The organism is Streptomyces kunmingensis (assembly GCF_039533535.1).
Lineage (GTDB): Bacteria > Actinomycetota > Actinomycetes > Streptomycetales > Streptomycetaceae > Streptomyces > Streptomyces kunmingensis.
In genome coordinates, this window is sequence record NZ_BAAATS010000006.1 from 906170 (window position 1) to 921341 (window position 15172).

At 70.6% G+C, this 15172-nt stretch carries 15 protein-coding genes; 5 read left to right on the forward strand and 10 right to left on the reverse strand.

Annotated features, from left to right (window positions below):
- Positions 1-48: 48 nt before the first annotated feature.
- Both ABD366_RS12080 and ABD366_RS12085 read left to right on the forward strand, forming a co-directional pair.
- Positions 49-978 carry an ATP-binding cassette domain-containing protein gene (locus tag ABD366_RS12080; RefSeq protein WP_324771900.1) on the forward strand — a complete coding sequence of 310 codons (930 nt, stop codon included), beginning with the start codon at positions 49-51 and terminating at the stop codon, positions 976-978.
- Complete coding sequence (locus tag ABD366_RS12085) at positions 975-1790, forward strand: ABC transporter permease (protein WP_324771899.1); 816 nt, start codon at positions 975-977, stop codon at positions 1788-1790. The genes ABD366_RS12080 and ABD366_RS12085 overlap by 4 nt, the downstream gene beginning before the upstream one ends.
- A gap of 14 nt (positions 1791-1804) precedes the next feature.
- Here ABD366_RS12085 and ggt read toward each other — a convergent pair whose 3' ends face one another.
- Positions 1805-3619, reverse strand: a complete 1815-nt coding sequence (gene ggt, locus ABD366_RS12090; protein WP_324771898.1) for a gamma-glutamyltransferase — start codon at positions 3617-3619, stop codon at positions 1805-1807.
- Positions 3620-3722: 103 nt separating this feature from the next.
- On the opposite strand from ggt, the gene ABD366_RS12095 reads away from it, so the two are divergent.
- On the forward strand, positions 3723-4481 hold the full coding sequence (locus tag ABD366_RS12095; RefSeq protein WP_324771897.1) for a hypothetical protein: 759 nt from the start codon (positions 3723-3725) through the stop codon (positions 4479-4481).
- A gap of 166 nt (positions 4482-4647) precedes the next feature.
- On the opposite strand, the gene ABD366_RS12100 is transcribed toward ABD366_RS12095, so the two are convergent.
- The 5 genes from ABD366_RS12100 to ABD366_RS12120 all read right to left on the reverse strand — a co-directional run bounded on the left by ABD366_RS12100 (position 4648) and on the right by ABD366_RS12120 (position 8423).
- Entirely contained in the window at positions 4648-5529 is an 882-nt protein-coding gene (locus ABD366_RS12100) for an amino acid ABC transporter permease (protein ID WP_324771896.1), read from the reverse strand.
- Positions 5526-6170 (reverse strand): amino acid ABC transporter permease, encoded by a 645-nt coding sequence (locus ABD366_RS12105; protein WP_324771895.1) that lies wholly within the window; start codon positions 6168-6170, stop codon positions 5526-5528. The genes ABD366_RS12100 and ABD366_RS12105 overlap by 4 nt, the downstream gene beginning before the upstream one ends.
- Positions 6171-6181: 11 nt before the next feature.
- A complete protein-coding gene (locus ABD366_RS12110) occupies positions 6182-7093 on the reverse strand; it encodes a glutamate ABC transporter substrate-binding protein (protein WP_324771894.1) in 912 nt (303 codons plus the stop codon).
- Positions 7094-7111: 18 nt separating this feature from the next.
- Positions 7112-7855: an amino acid ABC transporter ATP-binding protein gene (locus ABD366_RS12115; RefSeq protein WP_324771893.1), complete on the reverse strand. Its 744-nt coding sequence runs from the start codon at positions 7853-7855 to the stop codon at positions 7112-7114.
- Positions 7856-7985: 130 nt separating this feature from the next.
- Positions 7986-8423, reverse strand: coding sequence for a DUF6278 family protein (locus ABD366_RS12120; RefSeq protein WP_324771892.1), 438 nt, complete (start codon positions 8421-8423; stop codon positions 7986-7988).
- A 166-nt stretch (positions 8424-8589) separates the two neighbouring features.
- Between ABD366_RS12120 and ABD366_RS12125 the strand changes: the two genes are divergently transcribed.
- Complete coding sequence (locus tag ABD366_RS12125; RefSeq protein WP_324771891.1) at positions 8590-10362, forward strand: SGNH/GDSL hydrolase family protein; 1773 nt, start codon at positions 8590-8592, stop codon at positions 10360-10362.
- 228 nt (positions 10363-10590) lie between these two features.
- Here the strand turns inward: ABD366_RS12125 and ABD366_RS12130 are convergent, their stop codons facing one another.
- Positions 10591-11370 (reverse strand): exodeoxyribonuclease III, encoded by a 780-nt coding sequence (locus tag ABD366_RS12130; RefSeq protein WP_324771890.1) that lies wholly within the window; start codon positions 11368-11370, stop codon positions 10591-10593.
- A 103-nt stretch (positions 11371-11473) separates the two neighbouring features.
- On the opposite strand from ABD366_RS12130, the gene ABD366_RS12135 reads away from it, so the two are divergent.
- The gene (locus tag ABD366_RS12135; protein ID WP_324771889.1) at positions 11474-12049 is read left to right on the forward strand and encodes an isochorismatase family protein; all 576 of its coding nucleotides are present in this window, start codon (positions 11474-11476) and stop codon (positions 12047-12049) included.
- A 7-nt stretch (positions 12050-12056) separates the two neighbouring features.
- Here the strand turns inward: ABD366_RS12135 and ABD366_RS12140 are convergent, their stop codons facing one another.
- The 3 genes from ABD366_RS12140 to ABD366_RS12150 form a co-directional block, all read right to left on the reverse strand.
- The gene (locus tag ABD366_RS12140; RefSeq protein WP_324771888.1) at positions 12057-12692 is read right to left on the reverse strand and encodes an MBL fold metallo-hydrolase; all 636 of its coding nucleotides are present in this window, start codon (positions 12690-12692) and stop codon (positions 12057-12059) included.
- A 72-nt stretch (positions 12693-12764) separates the two neighbouring features.
- Positions 12765-14045, reverse strand: a complete 1281-nt coding sequence (gene pcaDC, locus ABD366_RS12145) for a bifunctional 3-oxoadipate enol-lactonase/4-carboxymuconolactone decarboxylase PcaDC (RefSeq protein ID WP_411293793.1) — start codon at positions 14043-14045, stop codon at positions 12765-12767.
- A gap of 344 nt (positions 14046-14389) precedes the next feature.
- Positions 14390-14677 carry a tyrosine-type recombinase/integrase gene (locus ABD366_RS12150; RefSeq protein WP_324771886.1) on the reverse strand — a complete coding sequence of 96 codons (288 nt, stop codon included), beginning with the start codon at positions 14675-14677 and terminating at the stop codon, positions 14390-14392.
- Between the last annotated feature and the right edge of the window lie 495 nt (positions 14678-15172).

Consider the following 15172-nt stretch of genomic DNA (forward strand, 5'->3'; position numbering starts at 1 on the left):
CCCGAGGGCCGATGCGCGGCCGCGCGGCTGCCGGGCACGGTGGCTCACGTGATCGAAGTCAACGAACTCACGAAGCGGTACGGCCGCAGGACGGCCGTCGACCGCCTGTCCTTCACCGTGAATCCCGGTGTCGTCACCGGGTTCCTCGGGCCGAACGGGGCGGGCAAGTCCACCACTCTGCGGGTGATCCTCGGCCTGGACGCGCCGGACGGGGGCGGCACGACCGTCGGCGGGGTGCCGTTCGCCTCGCATCCGCGCGGTCTGCGGCACGCGGGCGCCCTGCTCGACGCGCAGCAGGTGCACGGCGGGCGTACGGCCCACGCCCATCTGGCGGCGCTCGCCCGCTCCAACGGACTGCCGGCGCGACGGGTCGCCGACGTCCTCGCCGAGGTCGGTCTCGCCGAGGCGGCCGGGCGGCGCATCGGCGGCTTCTCGCTCGGCATGAAGCAGCGGCTCGGTGTGGCGACGGCGCTGCTCGGTGACCCGCCGGTGCTGCTGTTCGACGAGCCGTTCAACGGCATGGACCCCGAGGGTGTGCTGTGGCTGCGGCGGCTGTTCCGGCGGCTCGCCGCAGAAGGGCGCACGGTCTTCCTGTCGAGCCATCTGATGTCCGAGATGGAGTCCACGGCCGATGAGTTGGTCGTGATCGGGCGGGGGCGGCTGGTCGCGGCCGAGCCGCTGCGGGTGTTCGCGGCGCGGGCCGCGCGGCTCAGCGTCGTGGTGGGGACATCGCGCGCCGCCGAACTGGCCGGGTTGCTGGCCGCGGCGGGTGCGGAGGCCGTACCGGAGGGCGGGGAGCGGCTCGTGGTGACCGGCCTGTCCGCCGAGCGGATCGGTGCTCTCGCTCTGGAGCACCGCTTCCCGCTGTGTGAACTGACCACCCGGACGGCCTCGTTGGAGGAGGCCTTCATGGAACTGACCGCCGATCGGGTCGAGTACCCGGCCGACCGCCAAGCCTCCGCAGGAGCCGCCCGATGAACGCGAACGCCGTCGACCGTGCCCGCTTCACCGATCTCCTCGCCGCCGAATGGATCAAGATCCGCTCGCTGCGCTCCACCCCCTGGATCATCGGGTGCGTCACGCTGACCGTGCTGGTCACCGCCGCGCTCGCCGCGTGGAGCGACTACCAGGACATCCCCGGGCTCAGCGCGGACGTCCGGCGCGACCATCCCTTCTCGCTGGGAGACGCGTTCCCCGCCGAGGGCTACCTCGTCCTGATGCTGGCGGCGGGCAGCGTCGGCGCGATCGTCGTCGTCAGCGAGTACGGCAGCGGCCTGATCAGGACCACGACGGCCGCCGTACCCGCGCGCCGCGCGCTGATGCTCGCGAAGGCTTCCGTGACCGCTCTGCTCTGGTCCGGCGTCGGACTGCTCTGCGCTCTCGGCTCGTTCGCGGTGTCGCAGGCGATCCTGAGCGGCCGGGACGCGGCCGCGTCCCTCACGGACCCGGGCGCGCTGCGCGCCCTGGCGGCGTCGGCGCTGATCGCGCCGGTCAGCGCGCTGATCGGGTTCGGCCTCGGCGTGCTGCTGCGGCACGGCGCGACGACCATGGTGGCCTCCGCGTTCGTGCTGCTGATGCTGCCGATGTTCTTCGGCTCGTCCGAGCCATGGGCCGAGCGGGTGCGGAACATGATGGTGCAGAGCGCGTGGCAGCGCCTGGTGACGCTGTACGGCTGGGGCCCCGAGGCGTACGGCGGCGCGACGGTCGCCGGGGCCTGGGCGGTGTTCGCCGTCTGGCCGCTGATCGCCGTCGCGCTCGCCTTGTTCGTGGTGCGCCGCAGGGACGTATGACTCCGTCGGACGGACTACTTGCCTGGGGTGACCACCATCGCCGAGCCCCCACCACGCCGTACGGTCTCGGCGGCGGCCAGCCACTTGCCGCCGGGCAGCCGCTGCACACCCGTGGCGGCGCCGATCTCCGGATTCAGCTTGAAGGAGTGCCCGATGGCCTCCAGCCTCGCGCGCAGCGGGCTGTCGTACAGCGCGGGTTCGAGCTCGGTCTGCGCGGCGTTGCGCTGGCTGGCGCGCGGTGCGGCGATGGCGTCGACGAGCGGCAGGCCCCGGTCGAGGAACCCGGTCAGAGTCTGCAACACGGTGGTGATGATGGTGGCGCCACCGGGTGAGCCGACCGCGACGACCGGCTTGCCGGCCTTGTCGAGCACGATGGTCGGCGCGATGGACGACCGCGGCCGCTTGCCCGGACCGGGCAGGTTCGGGTCGTGCACGTCGGGGCTCGCGGGCGCGAAGGAGAAGTCGGTCAGCTCGTTGTTGAGCAGGAAGCCGCGGCCCGGCACGGTGATGCCGCTGCCGCCGGTCTGCTCGATGGTGAGGGTGTAGGAGACGACGTTGCCCCACTTGTCGGCGGTGGTCAGATGCGTGGTGTTCTCGCCCTCGTACGTCGTCGGGGCGGCCTTGTCACCCGCCTTGCCGCAGGTGCCGGGATGCCTCGGGTCGCCGGGCGCCAGCGGGCTGGTGAGCACCGCGTCGTCCTTGATGAGGCATTCACGCGAGTCGGCGAACCGCTGCGAGAGGAGCTGCTTGGTGGGGACGTCCTCGAAGGCGGGGTCGCCGACCCAGCGGCCCCGGTCGGCGAAGGCGACACGGCTCGCCTCGATGAACCGGTGCAGGTACCGGACGTCGGACGCCTTCGACAGGTCGGTGCGTTCCAGGATGTTGAGGGCTTCGCCGACGGTCGTACCGCCGGAGGAGGACGGCGCCATGGAGTAGACGCCGAGTCCGCGGTACGAGGTCTTCGACGGGGCCTGGTACTTGGCGGTGTACGCCTTCAGGTCCTTCGCCGACAGCTTCCCGGGCCGCGCGTTGTACCCCGAACTCGGGTCAACAGGCGGCTTGTTGGCCGTGCGCACGATGTCGGCGCCGATGTCGCCGCGGTACACCGCCCCGACCCCCTTGCGGGCCAGCTCCTGGTACGTACGGGCCAGGTCGGGGTTCTTGAACGTCGAGCCGACGACCGGCAGCTGTCCGCCGGGCAGGAACAGCTCCGCCGTGTCGGGGAAGTTGCGGAACCGGGCCTCGTTCGATGCGGTCTGCGAGCGGAACGTTTCGTCGACGGTGAACCCGGAGCGCGCCAGCTTCTCCGCGGGCTTCAGCACCGTACCGAGCCGCCGGTCGCCCCATGCGTCGAGCGCGGACTGCCAGGTGGCCGGGGTGCCGGGTGTGCCGACGCTCAGGCCGCTGGTGACCGCGTCGGCGAAGGGGATCGGTTTGCCGTTCTCCAGGAACAGGTCGGATCCGGCTGCCAGCGGCGCCGTCTCACGGCCGTCGATCGTGTGGACCTTGCGGGTCTTGGCGTCGTAGTAGACGAAGTAGCCGCCTCCGCCGACACCGGAGGAGTACGGCTCGGTCACGCCGAGGGCGGCCGCGGTGGCGACGGCGGCGTCCACCGCGTTGCCCCCGTCGCGCAGCACCTCGATGCCCGCCGCCGAGGCGTCCGCGTCGACGCTCGCCACGGCGCCGCCGTACCCGACGGCGACCGGGACCTTGTGCGCGCCGCCGTCCGGGCTACCGGAAGCGGCCGAGGGAGGAGCCGCCGCCCCGACCGCCACCATGGTCACCGCCACCGCGCAGAACGACAGATTCCGCCCAACTGAACGCCTCATCGATACCTCCGGTCAACAGCCGTCCGCGCAGCGTAACTTGACTTCGGGGAGCCGTCAGGACCCCCTCGAACATGGGTGCGTCCGTTGGCTAGAGTGCGCCCCCATGACTGAAGACGTGCGCAACATCGTCCTCGGCCTGATCGCGGCGGGCATCAGCGCCTCGCTGGGCTGGCTCGCCCGCACCTACCTGTGGAAGCGCCGGCTCCGCCGCAAGCAGGCCTTCTTCGGACTGCCCGACAACTCCGAGTCGCTGCTGGTCGTGAACCGCGACGCGGGCGGCCCCGAGCTGACGGTGAAGCGCCACGACGTCTTCGCGCTCCTCGAACTGTCCGCGCTCATCAAGGACTGCGGCGCGCACGCCCAGGTCGTCGCCCACGACACGGCTCAGCAGGGCTTCGGCGAGCGCACGGAGTTCTGTGTCGGCGGCCCGGTCTCGAACCGGCGGATGGCCGCCCACATGGTGAGCCTGCTGCCCGGCGTCCGCGTCAACACCGACCCCGAACCGGGCCCGGACCGCGGTGCCTTTCAGATCGGCTCCGAGCGCTACCGGCTCGAGCCCGGGGTCACCGAGTACGTGGTCCTCGCGCGGCTGACGGCGGGCCAGGCCAAGGAGGCGAGACCGGTGTTCCTCTTCTGCGGCCAGCTCCCCATCACCAACCAGGCCGCCACCCGCTATCTGGCCCGGCACCACGAGCGCCTCGCCCGCAAGCACGGCAACACCTCGTTCGTCCTGCTTCTGAAGGTCGTCAACTCGGGGGCCTACGGTCCCGATGTCGTCGAACTGGTGGCCGATGTCACGCGGGCCGCGCAGACGCCGCTCCCCGCCCCGGCGGTCCAGCGCACCTCGCACCGCGCGAAATAGGCCCCGGAAACCAAGGGGAGCGGTGCCCCTGTCGCGTACGAATGCGACAAGGGCCCGCTCGGCCTCGGCAAGCAGGCGCGTCCCGTCCCGCGCGCAGCTGACCTTCTCTCGCACCGGTCGTGCGGAGTGATCTCCGGCTGCTGGGCGGGGACTGCCCATGCTCCGCCTACTGCATCCCTGGCAGCAGCGTCCCTGGTTCGGCCGCGGCGACATCCGCGGCGTCCGTCTTGGGGTTGCGCCGCTGGCGCTTGGACATCCATTGGGCGAACCACGACAGCACCATGCACATCCCGATGTAGATCGGCGAGATCACCATCACCACGGGGATGAAGGGCAAATCGTAGTCGAGGTTCGACGCGATCAGCTTCCCGGCGTGGAGGAACTCCTCATAGGTGATCAAATAGCCGAGCGAGGTGTCCTTCAGAGCCACCACCAACTGGCTGATGATGGCGGGCAGCATGGCCCGTACGGCCTGCGGTACGAGGACGTGCGTCATGACCTGCGTCTTGCGCATACCGAGCGCGTACGCCGCCTCGCGCTGCCCGCGCTCCACGGCGTTGATGCCGGAGCGGAAGACCTCGGCGAGCACGGAGCCGTTGTAGAGGGTCAGGCCCGCGACCAGCGCGGACAGCGGCTCCATCTTCAGGGCCACGTAGATGAAGAAGATCATCACGAGGACCGGCATGGCGCGGAAGAACTCGACGAAGAGCGTGGCGAGGCGGCGCACCGGCTTGTGGTCGGAGAGCCGGCCCACCGCGAGGAGCGTGCCGAGCGCGAGCGAGAGCACGGCGGCGATGGCGAAGGCCTTCAGCGTGTTGCCGAGGCCGCGCAGCAGCAGCTCCTGGATGCCCTTGTACTCGAAGGGCATCCACTTGGTGCGCGTGAACTGGTCGGTGTCGAACAGCAGGTAGAGGACCCAGCCGACGAGCGCGAGCACGAGCAGCGTGGAGAGGACCCCGTAGAGGCGGTGACGGCGCTCGGTCTTCGGGCCGGGGATGTCGTAGAGCGCGGTGGCGTCGTGGTCGAGGGCTTTCATCCGGCGGCTCATCGGGCGACTCCCCAGCGCTTCTCGAGGATGTTGAAGAGGGCGCTGATGGCGAGCGTGATGATGAGGTAGCCGAGCGCGATCCAGACGAACGTCCAGATGATGTTGTAGCCGAGCTCGCTGAGCGTCTTGTACGTGCCGAGCAGCTCGACGACGCTGAACGCGCCCGCGATCGCCGAGTTCTTGGCGAGGGCGATGAGGGTGGAGCCGACGGGCGGGATCACGGACCGGAAGGCCTGCGGCAGGATCACGCTGGTCAGCGTCTGGCCGAACGTCATGCCGAGGCTGCGGGCCGCCTCTCCCTGCCCTCGCGGCACGGTGTTGATGCCGGAGCGCAGCGCCTCGCAGATGAACGCCGAGGTGTAGCAGCCGAGCGCGAGCACCGCGAAGACGGTGAAGGGCAGCACGAGCCCGAAGCGCGGCAGGCCGAGCAGGACCGCGAAGAAGAGCAGCGTCAGCGGGGTGTTGCGCAGGACGGTGACCCAGGCGGTGCCCAGGGCGCGGAAGGAGCCGACGGGCGCGACGCGGAAGGACGCCATGACGAAGCCGAGCACGAGGGCCAGGATCGAGGCGTAGACGGTGAGTTCGACGGTACCGAGGAAGCCCTTCCAGTACGTCGGGAAGTTGTCGGTCAGGACATTCATGGGACGCCTCCTCAGTTCGCCGGGTAGCGGTCGATGGCGGGCGGCTTCGGGGCGGACTCGCCGGACAGGCCGAGCGTGACCTCGTAGGCGCGCTTCCAGTCCCCGTTCTTCTGCCGTGCCTCCAGGGCGTCGTTCATGGCGGACCGCAGCGCGTGATCGCTCTTCGGAAGACCGATTCCGTAGGGCTCCTCGGAGAAGGGTTTGCCGGCCAGCTTCATCTCGTCCGGAGCCTTGGCGGCGAAGCCGAGCAGGATCGCGTCGTCGGTGGTGACCGCGGAGACCTGATAGGTCAGCAGGTTGTCGACGCAGATCGAGTACGTGTCGTAGGCGACGAGGTCGGCCTTCGGGTGGTCGGCCTGGATGCGCTGGTACGGGGTCGAACCCGCGGCCGAGCAGACGCGCTTGCCGTCGAGGTCGTCCGGGCCCTTGATGCCGTCCTCGTCGGTGCGGACGAGCAGGGACTGGCCGGCCATGTAGTAGGGCCCGGCGAAGCCGACGAGCTTCTTGCGGTTGTCGTTGATGGTGTAGGTGCCCACGTAGTAGTCGATCTGGCCGTTCTGCAGGGCCGTCTCGCGGTTGGCGGAGGCGATCGTCTTGAAGGTGATCTTCTTGGGGTCCAGGCCGAGCGAGGCCGAGACCATCTTGGCGATCTCGATGTCGAAGCCCGAGTAGACGCCGTTGGCCGGGTTCTTCTCGCCGAGGTAGGGCTGGTCCTCCTTGGCGCCGACGACGAAGTGTCCGCGCTGCCTGGCCTTCTTCCACGTACGGGAGCCGGGCAGTGAGAACCCCTGGGCGACCGCGTACTGAGGGAGTTCATCGCCCGACGGGCCCTTGGTGGGCGGGCTGCCTTCCTTGCCGCAGGCGGTGGCGGCGAGCGCCGTCACGGCCAGGGCGGCGAGCAGCTGTAGCGACTTGCGCATCATGCGTGCTGCACTCCCCCGTCAGTGCTTGAGGATCTTGGAGAGGAAGTCCCGGGCGCGCTCGCTCTCGGGGTGGGTGAAGAAGTCCTCGGGGGCGCGGTCCTCGACGACCCTGCCGTCGGCCATGAAGACGACGCGGTCCGCGGCGGTGCGGGCGAAGCCCATCTCGTGGGTGACGACGACCATCGTCATGCCGTCGTGCGCCAGTTGCTGCATGACCTCCAGGACCTCGTTGATCATCTCGGGGTCGAGGGCCGAGGTCGGCTCGTCGAAGAGGAGGGCCTTGGGGTCCATGGCCAGGGCGCGGGCGATGGCCACGCGCTGCTGCTGGCCGCCGGACAGCTGCGCGGGGAACTTGTCCGCGTGGGCGGCGAGTCCGACCCGGTCGAGGAGTTCGCGGGAGCGCTTGTCGGCCTCGTTCTTCTTGCGCTTCCTGACCTTCACCTGGGCCAGCGAGACGTTCTGCAGGACCGTCTTGTGCGCGAAGAGGTTGAAGGACTGGAAGACCATGCCCACTTCGGCACGCAGCTGCGCGAGGGCCCTGCCCTCCTCGGGGAGCGGCTTTCCGTCGAGCCGGATGGATCCGGACCGGATGGTCTCCAGCCGGTTGATCGTCCGGCAGAGCGTCGACTTGCCCGACCCCGAGGGGCCGATGACCACCACCACCTCCCCCTTGCCGACGGTGAGATCGATGTCCTGGAGGACATGCAGCTCCCCGTAGTACTTGTTCACGTCACGCAGCTCGATCAACGGATCGACGGCCATGGCAGTACCTGCCCACTCTCAGCTGTGTCGGTCCGCGCAAACTATCCACGCCGATATGGGACTTAAACGACGACACGCACTTATGGGCATTAACCGTATTTGCGGCTCAACTGCGTTCGGCTCGCGCCGCCTACGATTCGGCGGCTTCCGCGTAGAACTGGGACAACTCGGGGGCGCCGCTCGCCGCCCAGGCCTGCCCGGCCTCCACCACGTCGATCTCGCGGCCCGACGCGAGGCGCACCACCGGCTGTCCGTTGGGCCAGATCACCCAGGCGGCGCCCGGTACCCGGCGCACCAGGACGGTGCCGAGGTACAGGCCCGCGTCGTTGCCGAGCCAGAGCAGTGCTTCCTCGTCCTCCCGCCAGCGCGGTACGAGCTGGTCGAGCGCTTCCAAGGACCGTACGGAGTCGTCCAGTTCGACCCCGGACCGTTCCGCCTGGGCGCGCAACAGCTCGCACTCGGCGAGGAGTTCGGCAACTCCGGCGGCGTCGGCACCGTCCGGCGAGAAGACGGCCACGGCCGCCGCGCCGTGCCTCTTGCGCCAATTATCCACGAAAGGGATCTTCATACCGTCCAGCCTCGCATCCGGCCGCGCCCTGGCACCACAGGCGCGCTGGCCTACGTTCCCGGCGAGTTCACGCCGCATTCGGCCGTACCTCATTGACGCGTTCCCACCCCCTCCCTACCTTCATGGCGCACCTGTCACGCCAGCCGCGAAACGGAGGGAGCCGGCCGTGCGCCGACGCACCTGGGGAACCGCCGTCCTACTGGCCTTCTGCGCGGGGCTCGCCCCTGGCACGGCGGCCCATGCCGCCCCGCACCGACCGGGTCCGCTCCCCCTGCAGCGGCTCTTCGACAACCGGGCGGTCAGCGACGACCGTTCGCCCGGGGACGCGGACTTCGACGGTGCGGGCGGCTCGCTGTCCGCACAGGACCTGACGGCCGCGGGCTGGACACCGGGCACCGGGCTCGGAGTTGAAAGGGCGCGACTGACCTGGCCGCGCTCGGCGGGGGCCGGGCCCGACAATGTACGGGCGAACGGGCAGCGGGTCCGGGTGACCGGCCGGGGCGACGCGCTCGCGTTCCTCGTCGCCGGCACGGGCGGGGACGCCCGCGGTGCGGGCGTCGTGCGCTACGCGGACGGGTCCCGGTCGGCGTACACGCTCACCGCCCCCGACTGGCGCACCGGACCGCTCGCCACGAAGTCGGTCGCGCTGCCGCACCGCAACACGCCGGACGGCCAACTCCTGGAGAAGACGCGGCTGTACGTGGTGACGGTGCCGGTGCGGACCGGGCACCGGATCGCGTCGGTGGAGCTGCCCCGGGCCACGGGCGGCGCCGCGCTGCACGTGTTCGCGCTGTCCGTGCGCGCGGCGACGACCGGCTGGACGGGGACGTGGGCGGCGTCCCCGGCCGGCTATACGGCGGTGGGGCCGTGGGCGGACCGCACGGTGCGGCTCGTCGTGCACACGAGCGTGGGCGGGCCGCGGGTCCGCATCCGCCTCGACAACACGTTCGCGTCGACCCCGGTACGGATCGGGAGCGCGTCGGTGGCCGTGCAGGAGGCCGGGGCGGTGGCGCGCGGGAAGCCGGTGCCGCTGACGTTCCGGGGCGCGCGCGGGACCCGACTCCCGGCGGGCGCGCAGGTGTTCAGCGATCCCGTCGGCTTCCGTGTGCCCGCCGACGCCAACCTCCTGGTGAGCCTGCATCTGCCGGAGCCGGTGACCGCGGCGCCCGTCCACAGCCAGGCCATCCAGACGTCGTACGTGAGCGGGCCCGGGGACCACGCGGCGGAGGCGGCCGGCTCGGCCTACACCTCGACCCTCTCGTACTGGCCGCTGCTCACCGGCGTCGACGTCGGCGGCGGCCCCGGCTCCGTGGTGCTGCTCGGCGACTCCATCACCGATGGCGTGAAGTCGACACGGGACGCGAACCGGCGGTGGCCGAACGTCCTGGCCTCACGCCTGCTGGCCCAGTCCCGCGTGCCACGGTACGGCGTCCTCAACGAGGGCATCTCGGCGAACCGGGTCGTCGCCGACCGCTACCCCGGGGACGGGATCTCCACGGACACGGGCGGGGTCAGCGCCCTGCACCGGCTCGACCGGGACGTGTTCGCGCAGACCTCCGCCCGGACCGTCGTGGTGTTCCAGGGCGTCAACGACGTGCGCTGGGGCGCGAGCGCGGGGCAGGTCGTGGCCGGGCTGCGGGAGATCGCGGAGCGGGCGCATGCGCGGGGGCTGAAAGTGATCGGGGCGACGATCACTCCGTGTGCGGGGGAGTCTCTGTGCACGGCCGCGGTCGACGCGCAGCGGGTTGCCGTCAACTCGTATGTGCGCGGGGCGGGTTCGGGGTTCGACGGGGTGCTCGATTTTGACGCGGTCCTGCGGGATCCGGCCCGGCCGGAGCGGATGCGGGTGGAGTTCGACAGCGGGGATCATCTGCATCCGGGCGATGCGGGGCTGATGGCTCTGGCGGATTCGGTCGACCTGGGTCTGCTGGCGCCGTGACTCCGTGAGGACCGGTGGGAACGTGCGGGTGCGTCGTGGCTGGTCGCGCAGTTCCCCGCGCCCCTGGAGGTGCGCACTACGTGCGCTGCCTCCAGGGGAAGGCGCGGCGAAGCCGCATGCCGCCAGGGGCGCGGGGAACTGCGCGATCAGCCCCCACCGTCCCGCGGACGCACGACCTCCAGGGGCGCGGGGAACTGCGCGATCAGCCCCCGCGCACCCGCAGTCGCGCTACACGTCGAGATCCACCACCACGGGGGCGTGATCCGACGCCCCCTTGCCCTTGCGCTCCTCGCGATCGACATACGCATCCTTCGCGGCCCCCGCAAACGCCGCGTTCCCGTACACGAGGTCAATGCGCATCCCGCGGTTCTTCGGGAAGCCGAGCTGGCGGTAGTCCCAGTACGTGAACGGGTGGTCGTACTTGAGGGGGCGCGGGACGACATCGGACAGGCCCGCCTCGCGCAGAGCGGCCAGCGCGGCCCGCTCCCCCGGTGTGACGTGCGTGGCGCCGTCGAAGAGGGAGATGTCCCAGACGTCGTCGTCCGTCGGGGCCACGTTGTAGTCCCCCATCACCGCGAAGGGGCGCGAGCCGGCCGCGTCGCCCGCGACGGCCGCCTTCAGGGCCTCGAACCACTGCAGCTTGTACGCGTAGTGCGGGTGGTCCACCTCGCGGCCGTTCGGCACGTAGACCGACCAGACGCGGACCGGGCCGCAGGTCGCGGAGACCGCGCGGGGCTCCTCCACGCCCTCGTAGCCGGGATCGCCGGGCAGGCCCCTGACGACGTCCTCCAGGCCGACGCGGGAGAGCAGCGCCACCCCGTTCCACCTGCCGTTCGCGTTCACCGCCGACTCATAGCCCAGCTCCCGCAGCTCGTCCGTGGGGAACTGCTCCGCCGAGCACTTGGTCTCCTGGATGCACAACACGTCCGTGCCGCTGGTCTCCAGCCAGGCAAGGAGGCGCGGGAGGCGCGCGGTGATCGAGTTCACGTTCCACGTAGCAATGCGCATGTCGTCCAACCTACCCGGCGGGTCCGACAACGGGCCTTCACGGCGCCGGGACATAGACAGGCAACCTTGCAAGTTTTCCTGTCAGACAGTTAGCCTGCTCATCATGAGCATCAGCACCCCCCTGGACGAGCGCCCCGCCCTCGTCCTCATCGACCTCCAGAACGGCATCCTCGGCCTCCCGACCGTGCACCCCTCGGCCGACGTGCTGAAGAACGGCGCGCGGCTCGCCGACGCCTTCCGCGCCAAGGGCCTTCCCGTCGTGCGGGTCCGCGTGACCTGGTCGCCCGACGGCGGCGACCTGCCGGTGAGCCGGTCCGAGACGCCGGGTCCCGTGCAGGCGCCGCCGGCCGAGTTCGCCGAGTTCCCGGCCGAGCTCGGCCCGCTGGGCGACGACATCGTGATCACCAAGCGGCACTGGGGCGCGTTCACCGGCACCGAGCTGGACCTCCAGCTGCGCCGGCGCGGCGTCACGCAGATCGTGCTCGGCGGCATCTCCACGTCGATCGGCGTCGAGTCGACCGCGCGCTCCGCGTTCGAGCTGAGCTACCACCAGGTGATCGTGACGGACGCGACGACCGACACGGACGCCGCGTCCCACGAGCACTCCTTCGGCAAGATCTTCCCGCGGATCGCGGAGCTCGGCACGACGGACGAGGTGCTTCAACTCCTGGCCCGGTAGAGGCCGTTCAGAGCTGCGCCGAACCGCCGGGCGTCAGGCGCAGGTGCTCCGCGCCGCCGAGGCCGCCGATCTGCCGGTCGTAGACCGGGCGGGCCAGATCGGTCAGGAGCGCGTCGTGGATGTCGTAGGCGCGGCTCGGCTTCACTTCGCGTACGTAGTCGATGACCTCGGAGATCTTGTTCCACGGCGCCATGACCGGCAGCATCAGCGTCTCGACCGGGTGGTCGGGGACGGTGAGGGCGTCGCCGGGGTGGAAGACCGTGCCCCCGTCGACGAGGTAGCCGACGTTCGTGATGCGCGGGATGTCCGGGTGGATGACGGCGTGCAGTTCGCCGTGGACCTGGACGTCGAAGCCGGCCGCGGTGAACGTGTCGCCGTGGCCGACCGTGTGGACGCGGCCCGGGAACGCGGCGGCGAGCTGCTCCGCGACCGATTTCAGCGTCCAGATCCGCGCGCCGGGATTGTCCTCCATCCCGGCGCGCAGCCGTGCCTCGTCGAAGTGGTCGGGGTGCTCGTGCGTCACGAGGATCACGTCGGCGCCGAGGGCCGCGTCCTCCTCGGAGAACCCGCCCGGATCGATGACCAGGGTCTGCCCGTCCTTCTCCAGACGGACGCAGGAGTGGGACTTCTTCGTGAGCTTCATGGGTCCCATCCTGCTCCCGTGCGCCGTCGGGCGGGCAACCGGAGCCGGGTGCTCCGGCCACCCGGCTGAAGCTCACTCCTGCGGGGTCGTCTCCTCGCGGATGACCTGCTGGGCCACCTTGAAAGCGGAGCTGGCCGCCGGGACGCCGCAGTAGACCGCCGTCTGGAGCAGGACTTCCTTGATCTCGTCGGCCGTGAGGCCGCTGCGCAGGGCCGCCCGGGTGTGCGCGGCCAGCTCGTCGAGGTGCCCGCCCACCACCAGGGCCGTGAGCGCCACGCTCGAGCGCATCCTGCGGTCCAGGCCGGGGCGGTTCCAGATCTCGCCCCACGTGTAACGGGTGATGAACTCCTGGAAGTCGCCCGAGAAGTCGTCGGACGTGGCCAGGGCCTGGTCCACGTGCGCGTCGCCCAGGACCGCGCGGCGCACCTTCAGACCCACGTCGTGCGGGTCGGGGCGGACGGCCGCCTCGGGCTGCGCGGCGGCGGCGATCTCCGCCACGGGGGCGACCGGCGGGGGCGGCGGCGCGAGGACCGGCTTGGCGGGGGCGGCCACGATGGCGTGCTGGCCGGTCTCGTACGCGGGGATCCAGGCCGAGGAGAAGTGGCGTACGAGGAGGTCGGTGACGGCTGCGGGCTGCTCGACCGGGGCCAGGTGGGAGGCGCCGGGAACCACCGCGAGGCGTGCGTCCGGGATGCCGGCGACGAGGGTACGGGCCTGCGCCGGGCCGGTGACCTGGTCCTCCGAGCCGACCAGGACGAGGGTCGGGACGCCGATCGCGCCCAGTTCCGCCCGGATGTCGAAGGCGGCCAGCGCCTCGCAGGCCGCTATGTAGCAGCCGGGGTCCGTCGTGCGGACCATCTGCACGGCCCAGTCCGTGATCGCCGGCTGCGCGGCGGCGAAACCGGACGTGAACCAGCGCTCGGGCGAGGTACGGGCGATGGGGTCCAGGCCGTTGCTGCGCACGATGACGCCGCGCTGGCGGAACTCGTCGGCCGTCCCGAACCGGGGCGAGGCCGCGATCAGGGCGAGGGAGGCGACGCGCTGCGGGTGGCGCAGCGCCAGCTCGGCGCCGATCGCGCCGCCGAGCGAGCAGCCCGCGTACCCGAAGCGCTGGACGCCCACCTCGTCGAGGGTGGCGAGCAGCCGGTCCGCGAGTTCGGCGACGGAACCGACCGGGTGGGCGGGGGCGCCGCCGTGGCCGGGCAGGTCGAAGCGGAACACCCGCCACTGCTTGGCCAGCTCGGGTATCTGCCGGTCCCACATGTGCCAGGTGGTTCCCAGTGAGGGACCGAGGATCAGGACCGGGGCCTCCTCTGGCCCGTCAAAGCGGTATTGCAGGGTGTTCGACGGCATCTCACTCACGCCCCAGACCTTCTCACGTCTCACAAACTCTCACACAGCCGGGTGAAGCCGACGGCTCGACGCACCCAGAGCCCGGCTCGTCGGGCGCTGCCGCCGGCCTCGTCAGTCAAGTCCAGCCTCTCAGCGTGCAGAGCCCGCTCCGGACGCAGCGCAGCATGCTGGCCGCGTTTTCACCCGGCCCTCACGTTGGCGCACCGCTTCCTCCATCAGCGAAGCCGCTGACAGTTCCGGGTTTGCAGCAAAGCATGTGGCGCGGTCCCGGGGGGACGATGTGGCGGAGCCCCTCGGGCCGCTGATCAGCACCCAGTAACGAGCCTTCGGACACCTCGCCGGACTCACACACGACCCTGCGCCTCACCGTGCAGGCCATCCCAAGTGATGGCAGCTTCGCGAAGGTCTTCCACGTCCGGCTTCACGTACCACTTCTTCGTGGTCTTCACGTTCGTGTGGCCGGCCCACCGGGCGAGGATGTGATCCGGCACTCCGTTGTTGGCCAGAAAGGTGAGGCAGGAGGCACGAGCGTCGTAGAGACGCACCCTGCGCAGACCATTGAGCTCCATGAGCCGGTACGCGCGTCTGCGGAGCTGCTTGATCGTGAAAGCCTCCCCAGTCTCGTGCACCACGACGTATCCGCAGTCCGAGTAAGCCTCACCGAGCCCGGCCGTTCAGTAAACCGGCTCACGCGCCCCGTCAGCCTCGTCGCCGAGGAGACGTTCCCAGAAGGGTCCGGCCGCCGTGGACAGGCGGATCCTACGCGCCCTCGCGCGAGCGGAACTTCGCGGTGCACTTCAGGTAATGCGGAACCGTCCCCAAGATTAATTCTTTTCCATGATCATCCCAAAGCGCCCGGATGGCGAGGGAGCGGCGCGGCAAACCGTTGAATCTCCGACCGTGGTTTCTCTAGGCTCCATTATGTCGAACTCAGATGGCGGCACGGCCGGTTCGGGGAAACAGGCCGATGACACGTGTGTGATGGCCGGCGAAAAAGGTGACGGGGAATTCTGACGTCACTCGCATCGGCGGGCCGGACGGGTTTTCCGACGAAGGGCGGGAAGAGTTAGGTGGAGGAGATCGACTTTCCGCCGGACGTCCGGACGATGCTCTGGATCCTGCTGGGC